Source organism: Rhodoglobus galactosidasius, assembly GCF_054957775.1.
Map to the genome: position 1 here is coordinate 105197 of NZ_JBQIAV010000005.1, position 22551 is coordinate 127747.

The window sequence follows — 22551 nt, forward strand, 5'->3', positions numbered from 1 at the left end:
AACAATCATATTTGGTTATGCTTGATCGATGGACACCACTCCAGACCTTCTCTCGCTGCGCATCGTTCGCGCGATCTCCGAGCACGGCACCATTAGCGAAGCCGCCCGCACGCTCGGCTACAGCCAGCCAGCGCTCAGCCAGCACCTCACTCGCACGCAGACCCGCATTGGGCTCGCGCTCGTCGTTCGCTCCGGCCGTGGAGTGCGCCTCACCGAAGCCGGTCGAGCACTAGCCAGCCATGCCGTCACGGTGCTCAATGCGGTGGATGCTGCGAGCGCCGAACTCTCAGAACTGGCCGGGCTGTCGAGTGGAACAGTGCGCATTGCGGCGTTCCCGACTGCGTCATCGACATTGATTCCGCGGCTGATCCGTCAACTGCGGCAGCAGCATCCACATCTGACGGTGAATTATGTGGAGGCTGAGCCACCCCAGGCGCTGCAATTGCTGCGGGATGGGGCCGCGGATGTGGCGATCACGTTCTCGTATCCGGAAGACCGAGCAGACCCGCATCTCTCCCGCGATGGCGGCCATACGACGGTGCCGTTGTTCACGGAACCTGTTGTGCTTGTGCTGCCCGACAGCCATCCTCTCGCGTCGGCAGATAGTGTCAGCCTCGCCGATCTGGCTGATGATGCCTGGATTGCTGGCTGCACGCTGTGCCGTGGTCACTTGCTTGCCCTCTGCAACATTGAGGGTTTCGCCCCTGAGATCGGGTTGGAGACGGATAACGCTCTCGCCGTGCTGAGCTTTGTCTCCCGAGGTTTGGGTGTTGCTCTACTCCCCCAGCTGGCACTGTCGTCACTGACGCTGCCCGAGGGCGTGAGCATCCATGCTCCGCAGCCATCAAGTGAGCGCACTATTCAGTACGTGATTCAGCCCGGGGCAACCCGGATCCCGAGTGTCGCCACAACAATTGCGACCCTCACCGCGCTTGGTGGAGCCGCGTGGGGCCTACGGGATTATCCCGAGAGCGAGCGAACCGCGCGGTAGGCGGTCTCGATCTCGGCGGCAACCGTGGCGAGCTGTTCGGCCGTCGTATCCCCGCTGAGGCTGAAGCGAACGGCCGTTTGAGCGATCGCCTCCTCGATGCCCAGTGCGGTGAGCACATGAGAGACCTCGTCACTGCCTACTGCGCAGGCCGAGCCTGCTGAGCAGATGATTCCGGCGCGCCCCAGCTCCAGCAGTAGTGATTCGCCGCTCGTGCCGGGGAAACAGAACGACGCGTTGTTGGGGAGTCGTCGGGGCGTGGACGCGCTGGTGTGTGCCACTGTCTCCGATGCGGCGTTGGCATCAACGCCCGTGTCGGCGTCGGCAGTCAGAGCAGGCTCAGCCAGAGAAGGCCCAGCCAGCGCGGGCCCAGTGAGGATCGCATCCGGCACTCGGCTCAGCACATCGGCCACAAAGTCGTCGCGCAGTCGTGAGGTGCGCTCTGCTCGCTCTAGGCGGTCACTTTCCGCGAGCGCGAGGGCATGCGCAAAGCCGACAGCGCCAGCAACGTTTTCGGTGCCCGAACGCTTGCCCCGCTCTTGGCCTCCCCCGTGCAGCACGGGTTCGAGACTGCGGCGGCCCTTGACGATGAGCACACCAATGCCCTTGGGCGCACCGAGCTTGTGGCCTGACAGGCTCAGCGCATCGACGCCGAGCTCGGCAAGGTCGAGAGACAGCCAGCCTGCCGCCTGCACGGCATCCGTGTGCATCGGTATGGCGTGCTCGCGACATAACTCGGCTATCGCCGCAATGGGCTGCACGACACCCACCTCGTTATTGGCGTACATGATCGTGCAGAGCGTCGTGCTGGGGCGAAGTGCTTCGCCCACCTGCTGCAGATCGACGAGGCCCGCGCTATCTACCGGCACGACCGAAACCTCGAAGCCATGAATGCGCTTCAGGTAGTCAACCGACTCCAGCACTGCTTCGTGTTCGATCGCGCTCGTGACAATGTGGCGTCCGCGCGGCTCAGCGAGCGCCAACCCTTTGATAGCCAAGTTGTCTGACTCGGTACCGCCAGACGTGAAGACGACATCGGATGCCCGACACCCCATCACCGCTGCGACACTCTTGCGCGCACCATCAAGGGCACGCTTCGCGGACTCCCCCAGCTCGTGATGGCTCGACGGGTTACCGAAATCACCCGTCAGAAACGGCCACATCGCCTCTAACACCTCGCGGCGCACAGGCGTGGTTGCTGCGGAGTCGAGAAAGATCATTAGGCTGCTGCACTCACCGCAATGTCGAGACCAAGGTCGAGCGAACGCACACTGTGGGTGAGCGCCCCGACGGAGATCACATCAACCCCTGTTGCGGCAATTGCGGCAACAGTGTCGAGGTTCACTCCACCACTGGCTTCCACGATTGCGCGACCGGCAACGAGTGCAACACCGGAACGCAGGTCTTCGAGCGAAAAGTTGTCGAGCATGATCGTGTCGACACCAGCCGACACCACCGTCTCCACCTGATCGAGGCGATCAACCTCCACCTCAAGGTGCGTGGTGTGTCCGATGCGAGCACGGGCACGACGAATAGCCTCACCGAGGTCGATTCCCTCGGCCGCGAGAACCGCCAGGTGGTTGTCCTTAGCCATCACCGCATCCGAGAGGCTGAAGCGATGGTTGTGTCCGCCACCACAGCGCACGGCGTGACGTTCGAGAGCGCGCAACCCCGGCGTCGTCTTGCGAGTATCAACGATGCGCGCGTGCGTGCCAGCAGCCTGCGCGACGTAGGCCGCAGTTTGCGTAGCGATTCCCGACATCCGCTGGCTGAGGTTGAGAGCGATGCGCTCCGCCCGCAACACGGCGCGTGCGTTACCTGACACGGTAGCGAGTTGCTGGCCTGCGGTGAAAGTGTCCCCATCACTGGCATGAAGAGTGACCTCGGCCTGAGCATCCACGAGCATGAAGGTGCGAGCAAAGACCTCGAGTCCGCTCGCAACCCCGGGCTCACGAGCGTTGAGCACCGCTGTGGCCACGGCAGTCTCCGGCACGAACGCCTCGCTCGTCACGTCACCCCACGGGGCATCCTCTGCGAGCGCCATACGGATGACGTCGTCGACGAGCTGTTGATTCATCGAGTGGCCGTTTCTGCTTGGTCTTCTGCCGGAATTCGATCTTCTGCTGGAATGAAGTCTCCTGCGACGTTGACTGCAGCCCAGCGCGTGGAGAAGGCGAGCTCTTCGCGCGTCTCGGGGTAATCGGTGCGCTCGTGAGCGCCGCGGGACTCTGTGCGGCGGAGGGCTGCGACAACAACCAGTCGTGCGAGGTCGAGCAGGTTCGCATTCTCTGCACCCTCAACGGTCTTTGCCTCGGAGTGCCAACTCGCCAGGATCGCGGCAGCTTCTTCGAGTCGAGTTGCATCGCGTTCGAGACCGACGTGGGTCCACATGAGTTCACGCAGCTGATCGCGAGTGAACGGATCCTTGCCGGTGATCTCAAACTGGGGCTCCACCGCGTCGACCTCGATCGCGCGCTGGGGTTCGTTGAGCGCGTCGGCTGCACGCCAGGCAAAGACCAACGACTCCAGCAGCGAGTTGGATGCGAGTCTGTTTGCGCCGTGCACGCCGGTGCAGGATGCTTCTCCGACGGCATAGAGTCCGCGAACGCTCGTGCGGCCGTCGATGTCGGTGCGGATACCGCCCATCCAGTAGTGAGCTGCTGGCGTGACAGGAATGGGCTGGGTTCCCCATTCGAAACCGTGCTCCTCGCACACCTCGGTGATGCCAGGGAACCGCGTGGCGAGGAACTCGGCACCGAGGGCGGTGGCGTCGAGCATGATTGGGCGACCGCCCTGTTTCTCCATTGCCCGAGCGATGCCACGCGCAACAACGTCGCGGGGTGCGAGTTCGCCATCGGGGTGCACATCAAACATGAAGCGCTTGCCGTGTTCGTCGAGCAGGGTTGCCCCCTCTCCGCGCACCGCTTCAGAAACGAGCGGGTTGCCGGGTACAGCAAGCGAGGTCGGGTGGAACTGGAAGAACTCAACGTCGGCGAGTGCGGCACCAGCGCGGTAGGCGGCAGCCACACCATCACCTGTCGTGACGAACGGGTTCGTTGTGTGCTTGTAGAGTTGGCCCGCACCACCGCTAGCGAGAACCACGATGTCACCGTCGATCACGCGCGAATTGCCGTCGGGGGCAATGACGTCGATTCCCGTGACGCGGGGTTTGCTGTCAGCGTCAGTTTCAGTGACGAGATCGCGCATGAACGTGTACGCGTAGGTTTCCACCGCGAGGGCGCGAACGGCGCGCAACAGCGCGACTTCGATGGCGAGCCCGGTCGCGTCACCACCGGCGTGGATGACGCGACGCGAGGAATGGGCGGCTTCGTGACCACGGGCAAGCTCACCGCTGTTGATGCGGTCGAACTCCACGCCGAGGGAGATGAGTTCTTGCACCCGTAGCGGACCTTCGCTGCACAACACTTCAACGGCATCCCGCTCGCACAGGCCCGCGCCAGCACGCATGGTGTCGGCGACATGGCTGGCTACCGAGTCATCGGGGAACAGCACCGCAGCAATACCGCCCTGCGCGTACTTGGTGTTGCTCTCCGCAAGCTCTGCCTTCGTAACAAGAACCACATCGTGGTGTGCGCTCGCCCGGTAGGCGGTGATAAGCCCCGCGATTCCTGTACCGACAACAATGACCCGTGCCATAGTTATGCCTCTTTCGGCGCCACCGGGGGCTTGGCTGCGAGCATCCGCTCGAGCGCAATCCGCGCTGGTTCTGCAACATCGTCCGGAACAGTGATCTGGTTGAGCACTTCACCGCGAACGAGCCCCTCAAGCACCCACGCAAGGTAGCCGGGGTGGATGCGGTACATCGTCGAGCACGGGCACACCACCGGGTCGAGACAGAAGATCGTGTGCTGCGGGTATTCGGCAGCCAAACGATTCACCATGTTGATCTCGGTACCGATCGCAAAGGTGGTTGGCTCGGTGGCGGCAGCAACAGCCTTCTGGATGTAGTCGGTCGACCCAGCCTCATCTGCGGCATCCACAACCGGCATCGGGCACTCGGGGTGCACGATCACACGCACACCAGGATGCTCTGCGCGAGCCTGTTCGATCTGGCCAACGGTGAAGCGCTTGTGCACGCTGCAGAAACCGTGCCAGAGTACAACCTTTGCTTCGTTGAGTGCTTCGGCATCGTTGCCGCCGAGTGGCTTATTGGGGTTCCACATCGGCATGAGATCGGTCGAGATGCCCATCTTCTTTGCCGTGTTGCGCCCCAGGTGCTGGTCGGGGAAAAACAGCACACGCTGTCCACGCTCGTACGCCCATTCCAACACCGTTGTGGCGTTAGAACTCGTGCAGACGATTCCGCCGTTGCGGCCGCAGAAGCCCTTGAGCGCGGCAGACGAGTTCATGTACGTGACGGGGATGATCGGCACACGGCCATCGGCATCCGGCTCGGTGCCGTACACCTCCATGAGCTGCTCCCAGCACTCTTCAACCGAGTCGATGTCAGCCATATCGGCCATGGAGCATCCGGCGGCAAGGTTCGGCAGGATTACGGCCTGGTCGGAACGCGCAAGAATGTCAGCGGTTTCGGCCATGAAGTGCACACCACAAAAGACGATTGCTTCGGCGTTCGGTACGGTCTGAGCGGCGTTGGCGAGCTGGAACGAGTCGCCGAGGAAATCGGCGTGCCGCACGACCTCATCGCGCTGGTAGAAGTGACCGAGAATTACCGCGCGGTCGCCGAGCGTTGCCTTCGCCGCGATGATGCGGGCGTGCAAGTCTTCGTTGGATGCCTTCTGGTATTCGACGGGCAGTTGGCCCTGTCGAGGTGCACCGGTGGGAATCACATCGCCCATCGATGCGCCGGGGCCGTAGCTGGGCACGCCGAGGTCGAAGGTCCAAGGACCATCCGCTAGCTCAGGAGCACAGGTTTCGCCATCTCCGGTCTTGGTGATGCGCTGAATGGTCGAATCAATTGACGACACGAGTGCTCCCTGTCTTTTCGTGACCCAGAGGGCCGTTGTCGACGAGCTCTACGCCCTCGTCATAGCGGTACAGCCTCGGCGGCCGATGACGCCCACCTGAGACAACATGATCTGTGGGCACCAGTGAGCCCGAATTTTCGATCTGGCGGCGAAAGTTCGCGGGGTCTAGCTGCCGCTGCAACACGGCTTCGTGCACGAGTCGCAGCTCGCTCAACGTGAAGGTGTCACCGAGAAAGGCACGAGCGATGCGCGAGTATTCCATCTTGGTGCGGAGTCGCCAGAGCGCGTAGTCGATGATGACGTTGTGGTCGAAAGCAAGTTCGGGAAGGTTGTCGGCGGCGAACCAGCGCACGTTCTCGTTCTCTGTGGCGCGCTCTGCCTCTTCTTGCCGAACCAGTGCCCAGTAGATGATCGATACCACTCTGCTGCTGACCGAACGTTCCACATCGCCAAAGGCATAAAGCTGCTCTAGGTAGGCAGGTTCAAGCGCGGTGGTCGCGAGCAAATTACGGGCCGCGGCATCCGCCAGACTTTCGTCGTTGCCGACCCAGCCACCAGGCAATGCCCACTGTCCAGCGAAAGGTTCGCGCGTGCGACGAACCAGAGGGATCCAGAGAGCGCTCTGGCCCGACTCAGGAATGGGGCGCAACGCAAAAATCACGGTTGAAACCGCGAGCGATATTCGTTGTTCATTCTTCTGCATCGCCACTCCCTTCAGTAAGAGTCATGTTGACCTGAACACAGAATACACCTTAAAGTCAGCGTGACCAAAACGAAAGAGCCGTTAGCCGGGAGAGGTATCGGGGGCGTCGACTGCCCCACCGAAACGTCGCGTGCGACCCGCATAAATCTCGATCGCCTGCCACAACTGTTCGCGAGTGAAATCAGGCCACAGAGTGTCTAAAAACACCATCTCGGCATAGGCGCTCTGCCAGGGCATGAAGTTGCTCATCCGCTGCTCCCCTGACGAGCGCACAAACAGGTCAACGTCGGGAAGCTGGGGTTGATAGAGACGCTTCTGGATGAGCTTCTCTGAAACCGCGGAGGGCTTCAGCTTTCCGGTCGCAACATCATCGGCAATCGAGCGCACGGCATCCGCAATCTCAGTGCGACCGCCATAATTCACACACATCGTCAGAGTAAGAGTGCTGTTCTTCTCGGTGAGCTTCTCAGCGAACTGCAACTCCTTGATTACTGACGTCCACAGCCGAGGTCGACGCCCAGCCCAGCGCACGCGCACACCCCACTCGTTGAGTTGATCGCGGCGGCGGTGCAACACATCGCGGTTGAAGCCCATCAAAAAGCGCACCTCTTCGGGAGAACGGCTCCAGTTTTCGGTTGAGAACGCGTAGACGCTGATGTGCTTGACCCCGATTTGGATGGCGCCTGCCACCACATCGAGCAGGCTCGCCTCCCCCGCCTTGTGACCTTCCACTCGCGTCAGGCCGCGGGCGTTGGCCCAGCGGCCATTGCCGTCCATGACGATCGCAATATGCTCAGGAACGGCGCCCTTGGGCAGCGTGGGCGGCTGGATGCCCGTCCAATCGAGCGGACGAAATTCTTCGGCCATCTTGTGGGTTTTTGCTACGCGGCTCATGCGCTCCGATCCACATGCTGAATGGAGCGAAGACTGCGCTCCAGGTGAAACTGCGTGTAAGCGGCAACGACGCCGCTGGCGTGAGACCGTGAGCGTTCATCTGACGCTTCGGCGATATCCCATGTGCCGGCAAGCAGCGCGCCCAGCAGTTCAAGGGTGTCTTGGCTCAGCCGGGGCGAGCCGGGTGGGGCAACCTCATCGGCGACCACACCACCCATCTGCGCCACGAAAACGGAGTGCGGGCCGGGGGCTCCGGTCACCGCGCAGTCGACAAAACTTGGTGCCCAACCGGCAATCGACAGACTGCGCAACAGGTACGAGTCAAGCGTCAGGCTCGGGTTGTGCTCGCGTCGTGCGAGAGACCGCAACGCTCCCACCAGCAGTAAGTACTGCTGCAGCGAGCCGTCGTCATCCGTGACTTTGTCCGCCGTCTCGACCATTACGCTGGCTGCGGTATAGCTCGCATAGTCAGCGGTGATGTCTGAGCCATACGAACCAAGAGACTCTGCCTGCTGGATGATGTCGAGACTGCGACCGATATAGCACTGGATGTCGGCGACCATAAATGGCTCTAGCCGCGCCCCAAATTTTGACCCCGTGCGACGAACGCCCTTTGCTACCGCGCGGATTTTGCCGTGCTCGCGGGACAGCATCGTGACAATGCGGTCTGCTTCACCCAGTTTGTGGGTGCGCAGCACGACGGCTTCATCACGATAGGTTGGCACCCCTCAAGTATCCCCCGGCTAGCCTGCGATTACTGAGCGACGGCCCGAGGCTACTCGGTATCGGCTGGCCCGAGAAGTCGAACCATCACAACGCTGTCGTAGGTTTTGCCTGACCAGTGGATCGTCGTGACCTGCTCGAAGCCCCAGGCACGATACAGCCGCACGAGATGCTCGGCAGGAACCGCGGTGTCGACACCAACCGAGGCCGCTCCCTCCTCCGCTGCCCACGCACGCCCCAAGCGCCACAAGCGCCACAAGCGCCACAATTCGGATGCGATTTCTGCGCGGGAGCATCCGCATCGACAAAGTAGCGAATAGTGAGCTGCGGGTCCATGATCATGTCGAAGCAGTTTGCACCATCTACCCGGACACTTGGTTTGCGGGGTTACCCCCGCGCCGCCAGTGAACCTTGATCCTCACTTCTAGGCTGCTCACCGCTCCTATTCGGAAATTCAGGAAGCTAGGGCGCATTGATTTGATGCCGCACCAGTTTTCAGGGGTCAAGTCGCCACTCGGTCAAATTTTCCTGAGTTTTCGAAGATCGCAGCGGTGTGAGGTCGGGTCGAGGATCCAAAAGCGACGCGCCGCCTCGGTTCCCGAGCCCTCTATCGCTGCTCGCGTCTTCCAACCTGTCCCTTCTCTCAGGAGCGGCAATCGCAGGCTTGCCCGCAACACAACTACCCGGCCCACGGCGCCCATGGTACGAATGGTGCGTGAATGAGACTTTCGAGATCCCGCTGTGGGCCGGACTGTTGGCTGTCGGCGTTGGCGCCATGCAGGGTGCAATGCTTGCGGCCCAGTTCCGCGATCGCCGGCTGGATCTTCTCGGAGTCGCCATTATTGGCATTTCGACAGGTTTTGGCGGTGGCATGGTCCGCGACATCGTGCTGTCTGAGGTTCCAATAGTTCTTACAACCAACTGGTATCTCATCGTGGCAACGGGTGCCGCTCTGTTCGGAATGCTGCTTGAGCGGCTCATTGCTCGCATGGGCCCACTGATCACAGTGCTCGACGCACTCACGATTGGCCTGTTTGGAGCAATCGGAACAACGAAAGCACTGTCGTTGGGGCTCCCCGAGGTGCCGGCAATTTTCGTTGGCGTGATCTCCGCTGTTGGCGGATCAATTTTGCGCGACGTGCTGCTATCGATGCCAATCGCACTCATGCATGTCGGTTCGCTCTATGCCGTCGCCGCCACTGCCGGCGCGACGAGCCTAGTGATCATGCGAAGTTTCGACGTTCCTGTGTTTCTCGCCGCCACAATCTGTGTCGGGCTCACGGTCGGCGTGCGCGTCTTGGCGGTGCTCTTCAACTGGACGCTGCCGGAGCAACGAACTATCAGCGGCATGCCCAAGTTCCGTCGGCCCTGAGCACGAAGGTGGCGTGAGTCGCATCCGTGCAGGGTCCATTCGATGTGTTCGTCTCAGCGACGGTTAACGCACTAACGCACTAACGCACCAACGCACCAACGGCACAGAGGCACAGAGGCACTAGAGCCCCACGGCACACGGCAGCGGGGCTCTAGTGATGTCACAACTTGAGCTAGCTTGCAACCAGTTCTGGTTCGGGAGCGGTGCGCGTTGCTCGCACCCAGCGGTTGACTGCCGAGACAATCGCCTTGAGCGATGCCCGCGAAATGTCGCCATCGATGCCAACGCCCCACAGACGTTGACCGTTGATGTCAAGCTCAACGTAGGCAGCAGCCTGCGCATTACTGCCCGCGCTCATGGTGTGCTCGACGTAGTCGTAGAGCTTCACTTCAATGCCTTGGCCCTGTGCGGACAGCATGCCCAAGAATGCATCAATCGGGCCGTTGCCGACGTGGGTGGCGTCGACCTCGGCGTCGTCGACGCGCAGTCGCGCCTCAAGGCTGACTTCGCCATCGTTTGCGCTTGTTGTGCGTGTCGCCAGCAGTTCATATCGACCCCACTTTTGGTCGGCCTGATCTGCGGATGCTGGCAGGTACTCGTCCTGGAACGAGCTCCAGATCTGCTCGCTAGAAACCTCGCCACCCTCGGAGTCAGTCTTCGACTGCACTACACCGCTGAATTCAATCTGCAGTTTACGCGGCAGATCGAGGCTGTGATCAGCCTTCAACAGATAGGCGACGCCGCCCTTGCCCGACTGCGAGTTCACCCGAACAACAGCTTCGTAGCCTCGACCTAGGTCCTTAGGGTCAACGGGCAGATACGGCACAGCCCAGACGAGATCATTGACATCTTTGCCTTCGCGCTCAGCCTGAGCAGCCATAGCCTCGAAGCCCTTCTTGATCGCATCCTGATGCGAACCGCTGAAGGCCGTGTAGACGAGGTCGCCAGCCCAGGGGCTGCGCTCGTGCACCTTCAACTGGTTACAGTGCTCAGCAGTGCGACGGATCTCATCGAGATCACTGAAGTCGATCTGCGGGTCAATGCCCTGCGTGAACAGGTTGAGGCCCAAAGCGACGAGGTCAACGTTTCCGGTGCGCTCGCCATTGCCGAACAGGCAGCCCTCGATGCGGTCAGCACCGGCCATGTAGCCGAGCTCAGCCGCAGCAATAGCCGTTCCGCGGTCGTTGTGCGGATGCAGCGAGATCAGAACGTTCTCGCGGTAGTTGACGTTGCGCGACATCCACTCAATGGAGTCGGCATATACGTTCGGAGTTGCCATCTCGACCGTAGCTGGCAGGTTCAGGATGACCTTGCGCTCGGGAGTTGGCTGGAAGACTTCGAGCACCTGGTTGCAGATGTCGACAGCGAACTCGAGCTCGGTGCCCGTGTAGCTCTCTGGCGAGTACTCGTAGTAGACATCAGTCTCGGGCACCATGGCCTCGGAGGCCTTACAGATTCGCGCACCATCCAAGGCGATGTCGATGATGCCCTGCTTGTCTTTGCGGAACACGACATCGCGCTGTAGCACGCTCGTGGAGTTATAGAGGTGCACGATCGCTTGCTTGGCGCCCTTGATCGACTCGTAGGTGCGCACAATGAGTTCTTCGCGAGCCTGCGTGAGCACCTGAATGGTGACATCATCCGGAATCGCGTTGGTCTCAATGAGCGAACGCACAAAGTCGAAGTCGGTCTGGCTTGCCGAGGGGAAGCCAACCTCGATCTCTTTGTAGCCCATCTTGACGAGCAGATCGAACATGATCCGCTTGCGTTCTGGGCTCATCGGATCGATCAGCGCTTGGTTGCCATCACGAAGATCGACAGCACACCAGCGCGGTGCCTGAGTGATTCGTTTCGACGGCCACGTGCGGTCCGGCAGATCAATAGAAATGATCTCGTGAAACGGACGGTACTTGTGGACCGGCATCGAGGATGCGGACTGATTGTTCTTCATTTGGTGCTCCTGCTGTTCTCAAGGCCTTGTGGGCCACTCGCTACGGATCTGGTCAGCCAATAACAAACTCCGCGACGAGTGAGGCCTGAATTAGGACTCGTCGCGGCAGCTAAGGAGGAGCAGACCGAACAACACAAATTTAGAATAGCACTGCCCGAGCTGAGATGAACGACTGGTTCCCTAACCGTTACCGCCCAGCCGCTCCACGACGAGAATGGGGGTTAGAAGCCCAAACGGCCGAGTTGCTTCGAATCACGCTGCCATTCCTTGGCAACCTTTACTCGCAGCGATAAGAAGATCTGCTTGCCCACGAGCTTCTCGATCTCAACTCGTGCTCGCGCACCAACATCCTGCAAGCGCTCGCCACCCTTGCCGATGATGATGCCCTTTTGGCTGTCACGCTCAACGAAAATGTTGGCGAACACTTCGAGCAGGTCTTTGTCTTCGCGTTCGATCATGTCGTCGATCGTGACCGCGATGGAATGCGGAAGTTCATCCATGACGCCTTCGAGCGCAGCCTCACGAATCAGCTCCGCAACGCGCGACTCGGTTGACTCATCGGTGACGGCATCATCCGGGTAGAGAGCATGCGACACAGGCATGAGTTTCACGAGCTCGGTCGATAAAATGTCGAGCTGGATGCTGTCGAACGACGAGATCGGAATGATTTCATCCCAGTCACGCAGTTCACTCACGGCACGAAGCTGCTCTGCGACACCGGGTCGCGATGAGGCGTCAATCTTGGTGACGATTGCCACCTTCTTTGCGCGCGGAAACGAGTCAAGCTGTTCGTTGATGTAGCGGTCGCCAGGACCAATTTTTTCGTTGGCGGGGATGCAGAGCCCGATTACGTCTACTTCGCCGAGGGTGTCTTGCACGATCGAGTTGAGTCGCTCGCCGAGAAGGGTGCGCGGACGGTGCATACCAGGGGTGTCAACGATGACTAATTGGCCATCGTTACGATGCACAACTCCACGAATGGCACGACGCGTCGTTTGTGGCTTTGACGACGTGATGGCCACCTTTTCGCCGACGAGTGCGTTGGTGAGCGTCGACTTTCCGACGTTGGGTCGACCAACAAAGGTCACAAATCCTGCTCTGAACTCACTGGCGTCGGTCACTGTGATTCACCGTTCTCTCGTTCATTCGAGATTGAGTCGTGCTGATTGTCGAGGGAGGGATCTTTAGTAACGAGCACCGTGCTGATGCGTTTGCGCCGCCCCTCAGTGCGCTCGGCTGTGAGCACAAGCCCGGAGTAATGCGCTACCGCACCGCTCTCGGGCAGCCGGCCCAAAGTCTTCATGATCAGGCCGCCAACCGAGTCGACCTCGTCATCATCAAGTTCGAGTCCAAACAGGTCACCCAGTTCATCGATCGGCAATCGCGCGCTCACTCGGAACGTGCCATCAGCGAGTTCCTCGAACTCCGCCACCTCGCGGTCATACTCGTCAGAAATATCTCCGACGAGTTCTTCGATGAGGTCTTCCAATGAGACTAGTCCTGCGATGCCGCCATACTCATCGACGACCATCGCGAGATGGTTTGATTCGAGTTGCATCTGACGCAGCAGGCTGTCGGCTCGCTGCGACTCAGGCACGAACAGTGCGGGGCGAGCCAGCTCTCGAGTCGTGAGCTTGTCTGCTTCGACGGGCTGCTCATAAACCACCCGCGCGACGTCGCGAAGGTACAGCACACCCATAACCTGATCGATGTCTTCGCCGATTACGGGCACTCGTGAAACTCCGCGACTCAGGAACAGTCCCATCGCCGCGCTGGCAGTGACGTCTGCGTCAACCGTCACCATGTCGGTGCGCGGAATCATGACCTCGCGCACCACTGTGCTGTTGAACTCAAAGATTGAGTGGATGAGGTCGCGATCGTCTTGATCTAACACGGCATGTTCCGTGGCTTCGTCCACCATGCTCAGCAGTTGTTCTTCGCTCGAAAAGGTTGCGCTGCGTGGTCGGCCCGGTGTCACACGGTTGCCGATAGCGACGAGTGCGTCAGCGATCGGCCCCAAGATCACGCGGATGCCACGAACCACCGGCGCCGAAATCTGAACCACTTTGCGAGAGTGGGCTCGCCCGACGCTTCGAGGGCTGGAGCCGACAAGAACGAACGACGCGCCCGTCATGATGAGTGCGCTGAACAGGAGGGCAAACCACCACTGCTCGAAGACTGTGGCCAACACGAGTGTCACCAAAACGGCGGCCGTGGTTTCGAGCACAATTCGCATGAAGTTGAGCGCGTTAAAGTGAGCGCCCAGGTCATGCGAGATCGCCAGAATCGACTTTCTCGTGCGACTGCGGCCCGCAAGTTCTACCAGGTCACTTCGGCTGAGCACGGTCAGTGCAGAGTCAGCCGCTGCAAGCAAACCACCGAGCGAAACAAGCAGGATCGCCACGGTGATGAATATGCCGTTCAGCATGAGCGGCTACCTACTTCGTTCGGCAAGGGCAAACCCCAGCAAAATTTCACGCTGGAGGCTGAACATCTCTTTTTCTTCCTCAGGCTCTGCATGATCGAATCCGAGCAAGTGCAGCAGACCGTGGGTGGTCAGCAAGAGCATTTCCTCGAGCGGCGGATGCCCCGCAGTTTCTGCCTGCGAAATCGCAACTTGCGGGCACACCACGATGTCGCCGAGCAGCCCAGCAGGCGTCTGGTGAGCCTCGGTTCCTGGACGCAGCTCGTCCATGGGAAAGCTCAGCACGTCGGTTGGGCCTGGTTCGTCCATCCACTGCACGTGAAGCTGCTCCATAGCTGCTTCATCAACAAAGACAATGCCTAGTTCGGCATCCGGGTGAACATGAAGCTCGTCGAGAGCAAAAGTGCACAGCCGTTGAAACGCGTGCTCGTCTACTTCGATGGCTGACTCGTTGTTGATTTCAATTGACACGCTAGCGCCCCTCGTGGTTGCGGCTGCGACCTCGCGGTCGGTTATTGCGGTTGTACTCATCGCGCTGCTTTTCAGCATCGTAGGTCGTGTAGGCATCAACGATCTTGCCGACGAGGGTGTGACGCACTACGTCAGCACTCGTGAGTTCTGCAAAGTGGATGTCGTCAATGTCTTGCAGCACGTTCGAGACGAGCTTGAGCCCGCTCGCTCCCTCCGGCAAGTCGATCTGCGTGACGTCACCGGTGATGACCATCTTGGAATCGAATCCCAATCGGGTCAGGAACATTTTCATCTGCTCAGGGGTGGTGTTTTGGGCTTCGTCGAGAACAACAAAGGACTTGTTGAGAGTGCGGCCACGCATGTACGCGAGCGGTGCAACCTCAACAGTGCCTGCGGCCAACAGCTTGGGAACCAGTTCTGGGTCCATCATGTCGTTGAGTGCGTCGTAGAGCGGCCGAAGGTACGGATCGATCTTGTCGGTCAGCGAGCCAGGCAAGAAGCCCAGTCGCTCCCCCGCCTCGATCGCTGGGCGACTAAGAATAATGCGGTCGACCTCTTTGCGCTGCAAAGCCTGGACGGCCTTCGCCATCGCAAGATACGTCTTACCGGTTCCTGCCGGGCCGATACCGAACACGATGGTGTTGTTGTCCATCGCTTCGACGTATTGCGACTGGCCTAAAGTCTTGGGCCGAATGGCTTTGCCGCGGGCTGTAAGAATTGTTTGGCCAAGCAAGAGATTCGGGCTGCCCTGATTCTGTCGCAGGATGCTCGCCGACGATTCCACTTCTTGTGTGCCGAGGTCATGTCCATCGCGAACCATCGCGATCAGTTCATCCACAAGTTCTTCGGCGGCCGCGAGCGAAACGGAGTCGCCGGTGAGGGTGATTTCGTTTCCGCGAACATGCATTTCGACATCGGGAAACTTGCTCTCAACCACCCGGAGCAGTCGGTCATGTGGGCCTAGCAGCCGCACCATAGCCACGCCATCTACTTCAATGGCAACGCTTTCGCGCTCTGTCGCCTCTGTGGACTCAATGCGTGCGGACTCAGTACGTGCGGACTCAGAGTCACTCGTGACCAAGGGTGCCTTCCTCGAGGTGTCCACCGAGCACATGAGCGTGCACGTGGAACACGGTTTGACCGGCGCTTTCGCCGGTGTTGAAAATCAGTCGGTACTCGCCACTGGTGTGCTCATCGGCGAGTTGTTGCGCCACCGAAACCAACTCGGCAAGTAACGCCGGGTTGCCTGCAGCAAGCTCCGAAACGTTCGCAAACTGCTCAGTCTTGGGAACGACGAGCAAGTGCACAGGCGCTTGGGGCGCAATGTCGCGAAACGCGATCACGGAATCTGACTCGAAGACGATATCCGCGGGAATCTCGCGAGCGATGATCTTGGTAAAGATCGAAGGTGAATCAGACATGGCTCTAGCCTAAACCTCTAGCCCCAGCGACCAAGTTTGACGTTCAGCACCGCAAGCGCAGCGGGGCCGGCAGTAGAGGTGCGCAGCACTTCACTTCCCAGTCGAACCGTGGATGCTCCAGCCGCCGTCAATAGCTCAAGCTCATGATCTGCGACACCACCCTCGGGCCCGACGACGAGCACAATGTCGCGATCATCAACGACGAGGTCGGCAAGCGTCTCTGTTGCGGCCGGCTGGAGCACGAGCATCCGGGTGCTGGAGGCAAATGTAGCGAGTTGCTTTGTGGTGACGAGATCAAGCACGTCGGGCAACCACGTGCGCAACGACTGTTTGCTGGCCTCGCGCACAATCGCCGCCCAACGGTCGCGACCTTTGGCGACTTTCGCGCCTTGCCAGCGGGAAATGCTGCGCGCCGCCGACCACGGAATTACACCGTCAATGCCAAGTTCTGTGGCCACTTGTACCGCAAGCTCGTCGCGGTCAGCCTTGGCCAATGCTTGCGCGAGGAATACCGCAGGCGTGCTGCGCGGAGTGTGCTGTGCCTCGGAAACCTCGATGCTGAGTTCGGTGTGCTCGGCGGTGGTGATCGGCCCCGAGACTGTGAGCCCTGCACCATTGCTAATCGCGACAGTCTCGCCGACTTTCAGGCGCGACACTGTTACCGCATGACGCGCTTCTGCTTTGGTCAGCGAGACAGTGTCGCCGACCTTCGCGTCGTCGAGTTCTTCATCGATATAGAGGTGAGCCACTGTGTTCGCCTACAGGAACCGGTCGCGCAGCTTGGCAAAGAGTCCCTGTTGGAACTCGGCAAATTCTGGCGCTTTGCTCTTGCGCGCGGCAGCAAGTTGTTTGATCAAGGCCTGCTCGGCGCTGCTCAACTTGGTCGGAGTGACCACCTGGATGCCCAAGCGCAAGTCACCGCGACCGCCACCGCGGAGGCTCGTAATGCCTCGCTCCTTAACGGTGAGCACCTCGCCACTCTGAGTGCCGGGCTTGACGTGCACCTCGACCTTGTCGTCTAAGCCATCAAGGGTGACCGTGGTGCCCAAGATCGCGTCGAGCATTTGAACTTCGACGGTGGCGAGTAGATCGTCATCGGATCGACTGAAGACGTCGTGGTGACGTACCTTCATCTCTAAGAAGAGGTCGCCGTTGGGTCCACCCGCCGGCCCGACTTCACCCTGGCCCGGCATCTGCAGACGCAAACCGGTTTCGATACCGGCCGGAATGTCGACTGAGATGGTGCGTTGAGCGCGCACGCGGCCCTGTCCGGCACACGTGGCGCAGGGGTTCACAATGATGTTGCCGTAGCCGCGGCACGTGCCACAGGGGCTCGACGTCATGACGTTACCCAGAAGGCTGCGAACCTGGCGCTGAATCTGACCACTTCCCTGACAAATGTCACAGCGCACCGGCGAAGACCCGGGTGCCGAACAGCTACCCTCACAGGTCTCACAAAGCACAGCGGTGTTGACCTCGATGTCGCGCGAAACGCCAAACATCGTGTCCTTTAGGCTGACCTCAACCCGCAGGAGGGCGTCTTGGCCGCGCTCACGTCGCGAACGAGGCCCGACGGATTGGCCGCCACCACCGCCACCAAAGAAGGTTTCGAAGATGTCGCCGAAGCCAAAGTTGGCCCCGCCAAAACCACCACCGCTGCCGCCCATGTCGTACTGTTGACGCTGCTGCGGATCGCTCAACACGTCATACGCGTGCGTCACGGATTTGAACCGCTCAGAAGCATCCGCGCTCGGGTTTACGTCGGGGTGCAACTCGCGAGCGAGTTTGCGGTACGCCTTCTTGATTTCTTCGGGCGTGGCCTCGCGTGTAACGCCGAGGGCTTCGTAGTGATCTGCCAAAGTTCCGATTGCTCCTTACGAGCTCAATTTTCTTCTAAAAGTCGTGACAGGTAACGCGCTACCGCGCGAACCGCTGCCATGTTGTTCGAATAGTCCATGCGAGTTGGGCCCAACACACCCAGCCGCGCAACGCCACCGCCCGACGAGGAATACCCACCCGTAACGACAGACGTCTCTTCAAGTCCAAATTCTGCGTTCTCTCGCCCAATCCGAGTAGAAACGGATCCACTAGTTACTTGCATCTCTCCAAAGAGACGTAACAACGTAACTTGCTCTTCTATTGCCTCTAGTACGGGAAAAATACTGCCAGAAAAATCTTGCTCGGTTCGCGCAAGATTTGCTGTGCCCGCCAATACAAGTTTGTCATGACGGTTAGCCAAGACTTGTTCAACCAGACTGGATGCCACCTGGCTGACCACTGGCTGGCGTTCGACAGGAAAAATGTCGGCAAAATTCGCGAGCCTCTCGGCCGCCTCAGGCAGAGATCGCCCGTTGAGGGCAGAATTCAGCTTTGCGCGCATCTCCCCCAAGAACACGTCGTCGAGGGGCTCCGAAACATCGATGAGTCGTTGTTCGACACGGCCAGAATCGGTAATAAACACCGTCATGATGCGGGAAGCGCTCAGCGGGACTAACTCAATATGGCGCACCCGAGCCGTTGCCAGCGAGGGGTACTGCACAAGCGCGACGCTGTTGGTCAGTTGCGAGAGCATGCGCACAGTGCGCGCGAGCACGTCATCCAAGTCGTCTGCTTGACCCAAGAACGACTCGATTGCCTGGCGTTGTGCGCTCGTAAGAGGCCGCAAATCTGCGAGCTGATCCACAAATACGCGATAGCCCTTGTCGGTGGGCACTCGGCCAGATGAGGTATGAGGAGCGGTAATCAGCTCTTCATCTTCGAGCAAAACCATGTCGTTGCGGATCGTCGCGGCAGAGACGCCAAAAGAGTGACGCTCCACTATCGACTTAGAGCCGACAGGCTCGCGCGTAGCAACGTAGTCCTGCACGATGACTCGAAGCACGTCAAGTCCGCGGGCGGAAACCATGCCACCACCCACCTCTCTTGATTGGCACTCAATCCGTTCGACTGCCAATCTTACTCGACGCACCGCGACACAGCCGTTGCACCGCATAACTCATTAGCGCTACCGTATGTCTGTACTTGGGTGCTACCCCTCCGGGGCGGTGCTCAGGTGTGAAACCGAGCATTTTGATGAAACCCGGGAAGTTCCCTTGTTCACCTGAAAGGCACGAACTCATGACTGACGCAAATCCGCAGCCCGCCGCTCCGCAGCCGGCAGCCCAACTGACCACGGCTGAGGACAACCAGTGGGCGTCCTTCGCTCATCTGGGCGGAATCCTTGGTTTCCTGCCATCACTCATCATCTGGCTGATCTTCAAGGACCGCGGTGCGTTCACCAACGTAGAAGCCAAAGAAGCGCTGAACTTCCAGATCACGCTCGCTATCGCCCACATCGCGCTGGCCATCCTCGGCTCGATCCTTACAACGGTCACGTTTGGTCTCTTCGCCCCTATCCAGGGCCTGCTCTGGTTCGCGCTCGTCGTAGTCTCGATCATCTTCTCGATCATCGGCTTCACGAAGGCTAAAGACGGCAACCACTACCGTTACCCCTTCGCACTTCGCCTCATCAAGTAACACAATATTTACTAACTAAATGAGACTCGGCCATGAGAGCTTCGGCTCTCGGGGCTACTCTTTTGCCCAATGCACGCTTTAATGGAGTCATGTCAGATTCCACACCTCCCACCAGTTCTCCGTACGCACCGATCCAACCGATGAGTCCGAGCGACGAGAAGCTTTGGTCCACGTTGATTCATGTCGGTGGAATTTTCTTCGGATTCGTTCCAGCGTTAGTCGGCTACCTCATCTTGAAAGACCGCGGGCCCTTCGTGCGCGCACACACCCGCACCGCTCTGAATTTCCAGATCACCATGTACATCGCGATGTTTTTGGGCGCTATTCTCACCGTCGTCGGCATCGGGTTCCTGATCATCCCTGCCGTCGGAATTGTCATCATCATCTTCAGCATCATCGCCGCCATCGCCGCAAACAATGGGCAGGCATACAGCTACCCGCTGACGTTCCAGTTCATTAAATAACTCAAACTAACCACTCTAAATAGGGGCGTCTGCTAGCAATCGCCGCACCACGGCATCCGCGAGCAGGCGCCCCTTTAGCGTGAGCTCAATCGTTCCGCTCAGTGCGGCGCGCGCATCCACGAGTTCCTCGGCAATGAGACCTGCGACTGCTTGACGGCCATCGGCATCGAGGGTGTTGATGTGCAGACTGTTGCGCACGCGGGTGCGCAACAGGACGTGCTCCAAGTATTTGCTCGAATCAGCGAGCGTCTCTCTGCCTGCTCCCGGCGAGTGTCCGGCAGCGATGCGGTCGGCATAGGCCGCCGGATGCTTTACATTCCACCAGCGCACCCCGCCGACGTGGCTGTGCGCACCAGGGCCAACGCCCCACCAGTCGTTGCCCAGCCAATAGCCGAGGTTGTGGCGACTGGTATTGCTGACGTCAGGATCATCGCTGGCCTTGCCCCAGTTGCTGACTTCGTACCAGTCATAGCCCGCAGCACTGAGCTTCTGCTCGGCCAGCTCGTACATGTCAGCCTGCAGGTCATCGTCGACCGGGGCGACGACGCCGCGGCGAATCTGTGCCGCCAACTTGGTACCCGTCTCGATAATCAACGCGTAAGCAGAAATATGGTCCGGACTCTGCGCAATAGCGTGATCGAGCGAGCGTTCCCAATCCACCAAACTCTCCCCCGGAGTGCCGTAGATCAGGTCGAGACTCACATCGAGCCCCACCTCGCGTGCCCACGTCACCACATGAGGAACTCGTTCGGGATCATGAGTGCGCTCAAGCGTTGCGAGCACGTGCGGCACAGCCGACTGCATCCCGAACGACACCCGCGTGAAGCCGGCGTCTTTGAGCGCGAGTAAATAGTCACGGTCAACAGAATCGGGGTTCGCCTCGGTGGTGACCTCGACATCCGGAGTAAATCCCCACGTGTCGCGGGCAGCAGCGAGCATCCGAGTCAGATCAGTGACCGGCAGTAACGTTGGCGTGCCGCCACCAAAGAACACTGTCGACGCTTCTCTAGGCGCAACACCAGCCTGAAACAGCACGGTGGATGCCAGCGCCATCTCAGCGATAGCTTCCGTGGCGTAGTCAGACCGCTTGGCCCCGCGCAATTCTTCGCTCGTGTAGGTGTTGAAGTCGCAGTAACCGCAGCGCACCCGGCAGAACGGAACATGAATATACACGCTCCACGGGCGGCTCTCTGAACCGACCGCAGCGCTTTCGGGGAGCGCGCCGTCGAGGGGTGCTGGGTCGGCAATGGGCAAAGCACCTGGCACGAACGAGTCCCCTCAGCAGCCGATCACGAGAGCGTGCCACAGCTGTTGCATGCAGGCACTCCCCCAATTGTCGCACCTCGCTCATGGGAGAATGTAACCGTGAGCACGCACATACTCTGGGACATCGACGGCACACTCATTCGCAACTCCCGCGACGGAGCGACCGTTTATCTCGACGCATTCACGCGCGTCACTGGAGCCCCGCCGCGTCGCCGCATCACAACCCCTCACGGAATGACTGAGGGCCAGCTTCTTACGGAGCTGCTGGAGCTCAACGGCCACCCGAGCACGATGCTGGATGACCTGCTCAACGAACTCGATAGGCGCACACGTGCCCAACACGACAGCGGGTTTGTTCGGGAGGCGGTTGCGGGCGGTCCGCAGGCACTTCGGCAAATGTCGAGCCGTGGATGGACAAACGCGCTGCTTACGGGCAACGGTCCCCAGCATTCTCGCTACAAACTGCTGGCAGCCGGCTACTCAATCGACGACTTCAATTGGCAGAACTCGTTCTTCGGCGATCGTTCGCCCAATCGCCCCCATCTCACCGCGCTCGTCGCACCCCAACTCGGTGAAGGTACCCACGTGATCATCGGTGATACTCCGAACGATGGGTTCGCCGCAGACTCCGCGGCGCTGCCGTTTATCGCTGTGGCGACCGGTGCATACTCGGTTACCGACCTCCGCAGCACAAACGCGCTCCTTGTCGTTGACGACCTCGTGACGGGCCTCGACGACGTACTCGGCACAGTCGCCGAGCTCACCCAGCGAGGCTAGACCGCAGGCCCAGCCGGTTGAACTAGGCGACAGGACTAGACCGAATGAATAGCGCCGGCCAGCGCACGCAAATAGCGGCCGACCACGATGTATTGCAGAATTCGCAGAGCGGGAGAGAGCAACATCCATCTCGTCGATGCTGGTCGCGAAAACGATCGAACAGTAATCCAGATCGAGTTATCTGCTCGACGCTCGATCATGAATGACTCCTCGCCGCGCAGCGGATGACCCTCAAGCGTTCCATACGCGAACCCGGCGACCTTGGGCTTGTCGACCACGTACACAACACGCACTGGCTCGTGTGCGGTAAACGGGTCGCGACCAGCGGAAAGAACAACCGTGTCACCTGGGCGAACCTTGGGGTGCGCATCGCTGTCGTGCGATAGATTGAGCGAGTCACCGGTAGGATCGCGAGGCAATAGCATCACGCCAAAGCCGCTGCGGCGTTTCACACCCCACGTCAGGATCTGCTGCTGCGCAAAGGCCCACCGCTCTTCACCGTGTCCAATTCGCGCACTGCGCTCAACACGACGAAAGCCTGTCGGGGGAAGAACGGTAAAAGTGCTGCCGCGCGTGGCACCCACCGCGCCGTACGTAACAGGCGCATTGGGGTAGGTGCGGGCATCCACTC

Annotated in this window: 24 protein-coding genes; 5 read left to right on the forward strand and 19 right to left on the reverse strand. The window is 60.0% G+C overall.

From position 1 onward, the window contains the following. Positions 1 to 28 precede the first annotated feature (28 nt). Positions 29 to 991 (forward strand): LysR family transcriptional regulator, encoded by a 963-nt coding sequence (locus ACTJJW_RS08215; RefSeq protein ID WP_462643674.1) that lies wholly within the window; start codon positions 29 to 31, stop codon positions 989 to 991. Here ACTJJW_RS08215 and ACTJJW_RS08220 read toward each other — a convergent pair. The 8 genes from ACTJJW_RS08220 to ACTJJW_RS08255 form a co-directional block, all read right to left on the reverse strand. Then, the gene (locus ACTJJW_RS08220) at positions 961 to 2208 is read right to left on the reverse strand and encodes a cysteine desulfurase family protein (RefSeq protein ID WP_462643675.1); all 1248 of its coding nucleotides are present in this window, start codon (positions 2206 to 2208) and stop codon (positions 961 to 963) included. The genes ACTJJW_RS08215 and ACTJJW_RS08220 overlap by 31 nt on opposite strands. Then, positions 2208 to 3065 carry a carboxylating nicotinate-nucleotide diphosphorylase gene (nadC, locus tag ACTJJW_RS08225; protein ID WP_462643677.1) on the reverse strand — a complete coding sequence of 286 codons (858 nt, stop codon included), beginning with the start codon at positions 3063 to 3065 and terminating at the stop codon, positions 2208 to 2210. The genes ACTJJW_RS08220 and nadC overlap by 1 nt, the downstream gene beginning before the upstream one ends. Next, the gene (nadB, locus tag ACTJJW_RS08230) at positions 3062 to 4645 is read right to left on the reverse strand and encodes an L-aspartate oxidase (protein WP_462643679.1); all 1584 of its coding nucleotides are present in this window, start codon (positions 4643 to 4645) and stop codon (positions 3062 to 3064) included. The genes nadC and nadB overlap by 4 nt, the downstream gene beginning before the upstream one ends. A gap of 2 nt (positions 4646 to 4647) precedes the next feature. Beyond that, a complete protein-coding gene (gene nadA, locus ACTJJW_RS08235; protein ID WP_462643681.1) occupies positions 4648 to 5937 on the reverse strand; it encodes a quinolinate synthase NadA in 1290 nt (429 codons plus the stop codon). Continuing rightward, entirely contained in the window at positions 5924 to 6640 is a 717-nt protein-coding gene (locus ACTJJW_RS08240) for an NUDIX hydrolase (protein WP_462643683.1), read from the reverse strand. The genes nadA and ACTJJW_RS08240 overlap by 14 nt, the downstream gene beginning before the upstream one ends. Positions 6641 to 6721: 81 nt before the next feature. Beyond that, positions 6722 to 7534: an isoprenyl transferase gene (locus ACTJJW_RS08245; RefSeq protein WP_462643684.1), complete on the reverse strand. Its 813-nt coding sequence runs from the start codon at positions 7532 to 7534 to the stop codon at positions 6722 to 6724. Further along, positions 7531 to 8259 carry a DNA repair protein RecO gene (recO, locus tag ACTJJW_RS08250; RefSeq protein ID WP_462643686.1) on the reverse strand — a complete coding sequence of 243 codons (729 nt, stop codon included), beginning with the start codon at positions 8257 to 8259 and terminating at the stop codon, positions 7531 to 7533. Before recO ends, ACTJJW_RS08245 begins: the two co-directional genes overlap by 4 nt. Positions 8260 to 8309: 50 nt before the next feature. Next, positions 8310 to 8516, reverse strand: coding sequence for a hypothetical protein (locus ACTJJW_RS08255; RefSeq protein WP_462643687.1), 207 nt, complete (start codon positions 8514 to 8516; stop codon positions 8310 to 8312). Positions 8517 to 8972: 456 nt separating this feature from the next. Here ACTJJW_RS08255 and ACTJJW_RS08260 point away from each other — a divergent pair, with 456 nt between their 5' ends. Next, positions 8973 to 9629, forward strand: a complete 657-nt coding sequence (locus ACTJJW_RS08260; protein ID WP_462643688.1) for a trimeric intracellular cation channel family protein — start codon at positions 8973 to 8975, stop codon at positions 9627 to 9629. Positions 9630 to 9801: 172 nt separating this feature from the next. On the opposite strand, the gene leuA is transcribed toward ACTJJW_RS08260, so the two are convergent. From leuA to hrcA, 9 genes are all read right to left on the reverse strand, one after another. Beyond that, the gene (leuA, locus tag ACTJJW_RS08265; RefSeq protein WP_462643690.1) at positions 9802 to 11580 is read right to left on the reverse strand and encodes a 2-isopropylmalate synthase; all 1779 of its coding nucleotides are present in this window, start codon (positions 11578 to 11580) and stop codon (positions 9802 to 9804) included. Between the two features lie 221 nt (positions 11581 to 11801). Continuing rightward, positions 11802 to 12701 carry a GTPase Era gene (gene era, locus ACTJJW_RS08270; RefSeq protein WP_462643692.1) on the reverse strand — a complete coding sequence of 300 codons (900 nt, stop codon included), beginning with the start codon at positions 12699 to 12701 and terminating at the stop codon, positions 11802 to 11804. Beyond that, the gene (locus ACTJJW_RS08275) at positions 12698 to 14008 is read right to left on the reverse strand and encodes a hemolysin family protein (RefSeq protein ID WP_462643694.1); all 1311 of its coding nucleotides are present in this window, start codon (positions 14006 to 14008) and stop codon (positions 12698 to 12700) included. Before ACTJJW_RS08275 ends, era begins: the two co-directional genes overlap by 4 nt. A 6-nt stretch (positions 14009 to 14014) precedes the next feature. Then, on the reverse strand, positions 14015 to 14476 hold the full coding sequence (ybeY, locus tag ACTJJW_RS08280) for an rRNA maturation RNase YbeY (protein ID WP_462643696.1): 462 nt from the start codon (positions 14474 to 14476) through the stop codon (positions 14015 to 14017). A gap of 1 nt (position 14477) precedes the next feature. After that, the gene (locus tag ACTJJW_RS08285) at positions 14478 to 15557 is read right to left on the reverse strand and encodes a PhoH family protein (protein WP_462643697.1); all 1080 of its coding nucleotides are present in this window, start codon (positions 15555 to 15557) and stop codon (positions 14478 to 14480) included. Further along, positions 15544 to 15897, reverse strand: a complete 354-nt coding sequence (locus ACTJJW_RS08290) for a histidine triad nucleotide-binding protein (RefSeq protein WP_462643699.1) — start codon at positions 15895 to 15897, stop codon at positions 15544 to 15546. The genes ACTJJW_RS08285 and ACTJJW_RS08290 overlap by 14 nt, the downstream gene beginning before the upstream one ends. 17 nt (positions 15898 to 15914) lie before the next feature. Next, positions 15915 to 16646 carry a 16S rRNA (uracil(1498)-N(3))-methyltransferase gene (locus tag ACTJJW_RS08295; protein WP_462643700.1) on the reverse strand — a complete coding sequence of 244 codons (732 nt, stop codon included), beginning with the start codon at positions 16644 to 16646 and terminating at the stop codon, positions 15915 to 15917. Positions 16647 to 16655: 9 nt separating this feature from the next. Beyond that, positions 16656 to 17756 carry a molecular chaperone DnaJ gene (gene dnaJ / locus ACTJJW_RS08300; RefSeq protein WP_462643702.1) on the reverse strand — a complete coding sequence of 367 codons (1101 nt, stop codon included), beginning with the start codon at positions 17754 to 17756 and terminating at the stop codon, positions 16656 to 16658. A gap of 23 nt (positions 17757 to 17779) precedes the next feature. Then, a complete protein-coding gene (hrcA, locus tag ACTJJW_RS08305) occupies positions 17780 to 18802 on the reverse strand; it encodes a heat-inducible transcriptional repressor HrcA (RefSeq protein ID WP_462643704.1) in 1023 nt (340 codons plus the stop codon). Positions 18803 to 19014: 212 nt separating this feature from the next. Between hrcA and ACTJJW_RS08310 the strand changes: the two genes are divergently transcribed. Both ACTJJW_RS08310 and ACTJJW_RS08315 read left to right on the forward strand, forming a co-directional pair. Beyond that, entirely contained in the window at positions 19015 to 19413 is a 399-nt protein-coding gene (locus ACTJJW_RS08310; protein ID WP_462643706.1) for a DUF4870 domain-containing protein, read from the forward strand. Positions 19414 to 19502: 89 nt separating this feature from the next. Next, positions 19503 to 19877 (forward strand): DUF4870 domain-containing protein, encoded by a 375-nt coding sequence (locus ACTJJW_RS08315; protein WP_462643708.1) that lies wholly within the window; start codon positions 19503 to 19505, stop codon positions 19875 to 19877. Between the two features lie 15 nt (positions 19878 to 19892). Here the strand turns inward: ACTJJW_RS08315 and hemW are convergent, their stop codons facing one another. Then, positions 19893 to 21143 carry a radical SAM family heme chaperone HemW gene (gene hemW, locus ACTJJW_RS08320; RefSeq protein WP_462643710.1) on the reverse strand — a complete coding sequence of 417 codons (1251 nt, stop codon included), beginning with the start codon at positions 21141 to 21143 and terminating at the stop codon, positions 19893 to 19895. A 99-nt stretch (positions 21144 to 21242) separates the two neighbouring features. On the opposite strand from hemW, the gene ACTJJW_RS08325 reads away from it, so the two are divergent. Further along, positions 21243 to 21920 carry an HAD family hydrolase gene (locus tag ACTJJW_RS08325; RefSeq protein WP_462643712.1) on the forward strand — a complete coding sequence of 226 codons (678 nt, stop codon included), beginning with the start codon at positions 21243 to 21245 and terminating at the stop codon, positions 21918 to 21920. A 35-nt stretch (positions 21921 to 21955) separates the two neighbouring features. On the opposite strand, the gene ACTJJW_RS08330 is transcribed toward ACTJJW_RS08325, so the two are convergent. Continuing rightward, positions 21956 to 22549 carry a DUF1990 family protein gene (locus ACTJJW_RS08330; protein WP_462643714.1) on the reverse strand — a complete coding sequence of 198 codons (594 nt, stop codon included), beginning with the start codon at positions 22547 to 22549 and terminating at the stop codon, positions 21956 to 21958. Between the last annotated feature and the right edge of the window lie 2 nt (positions 22550 to 22551).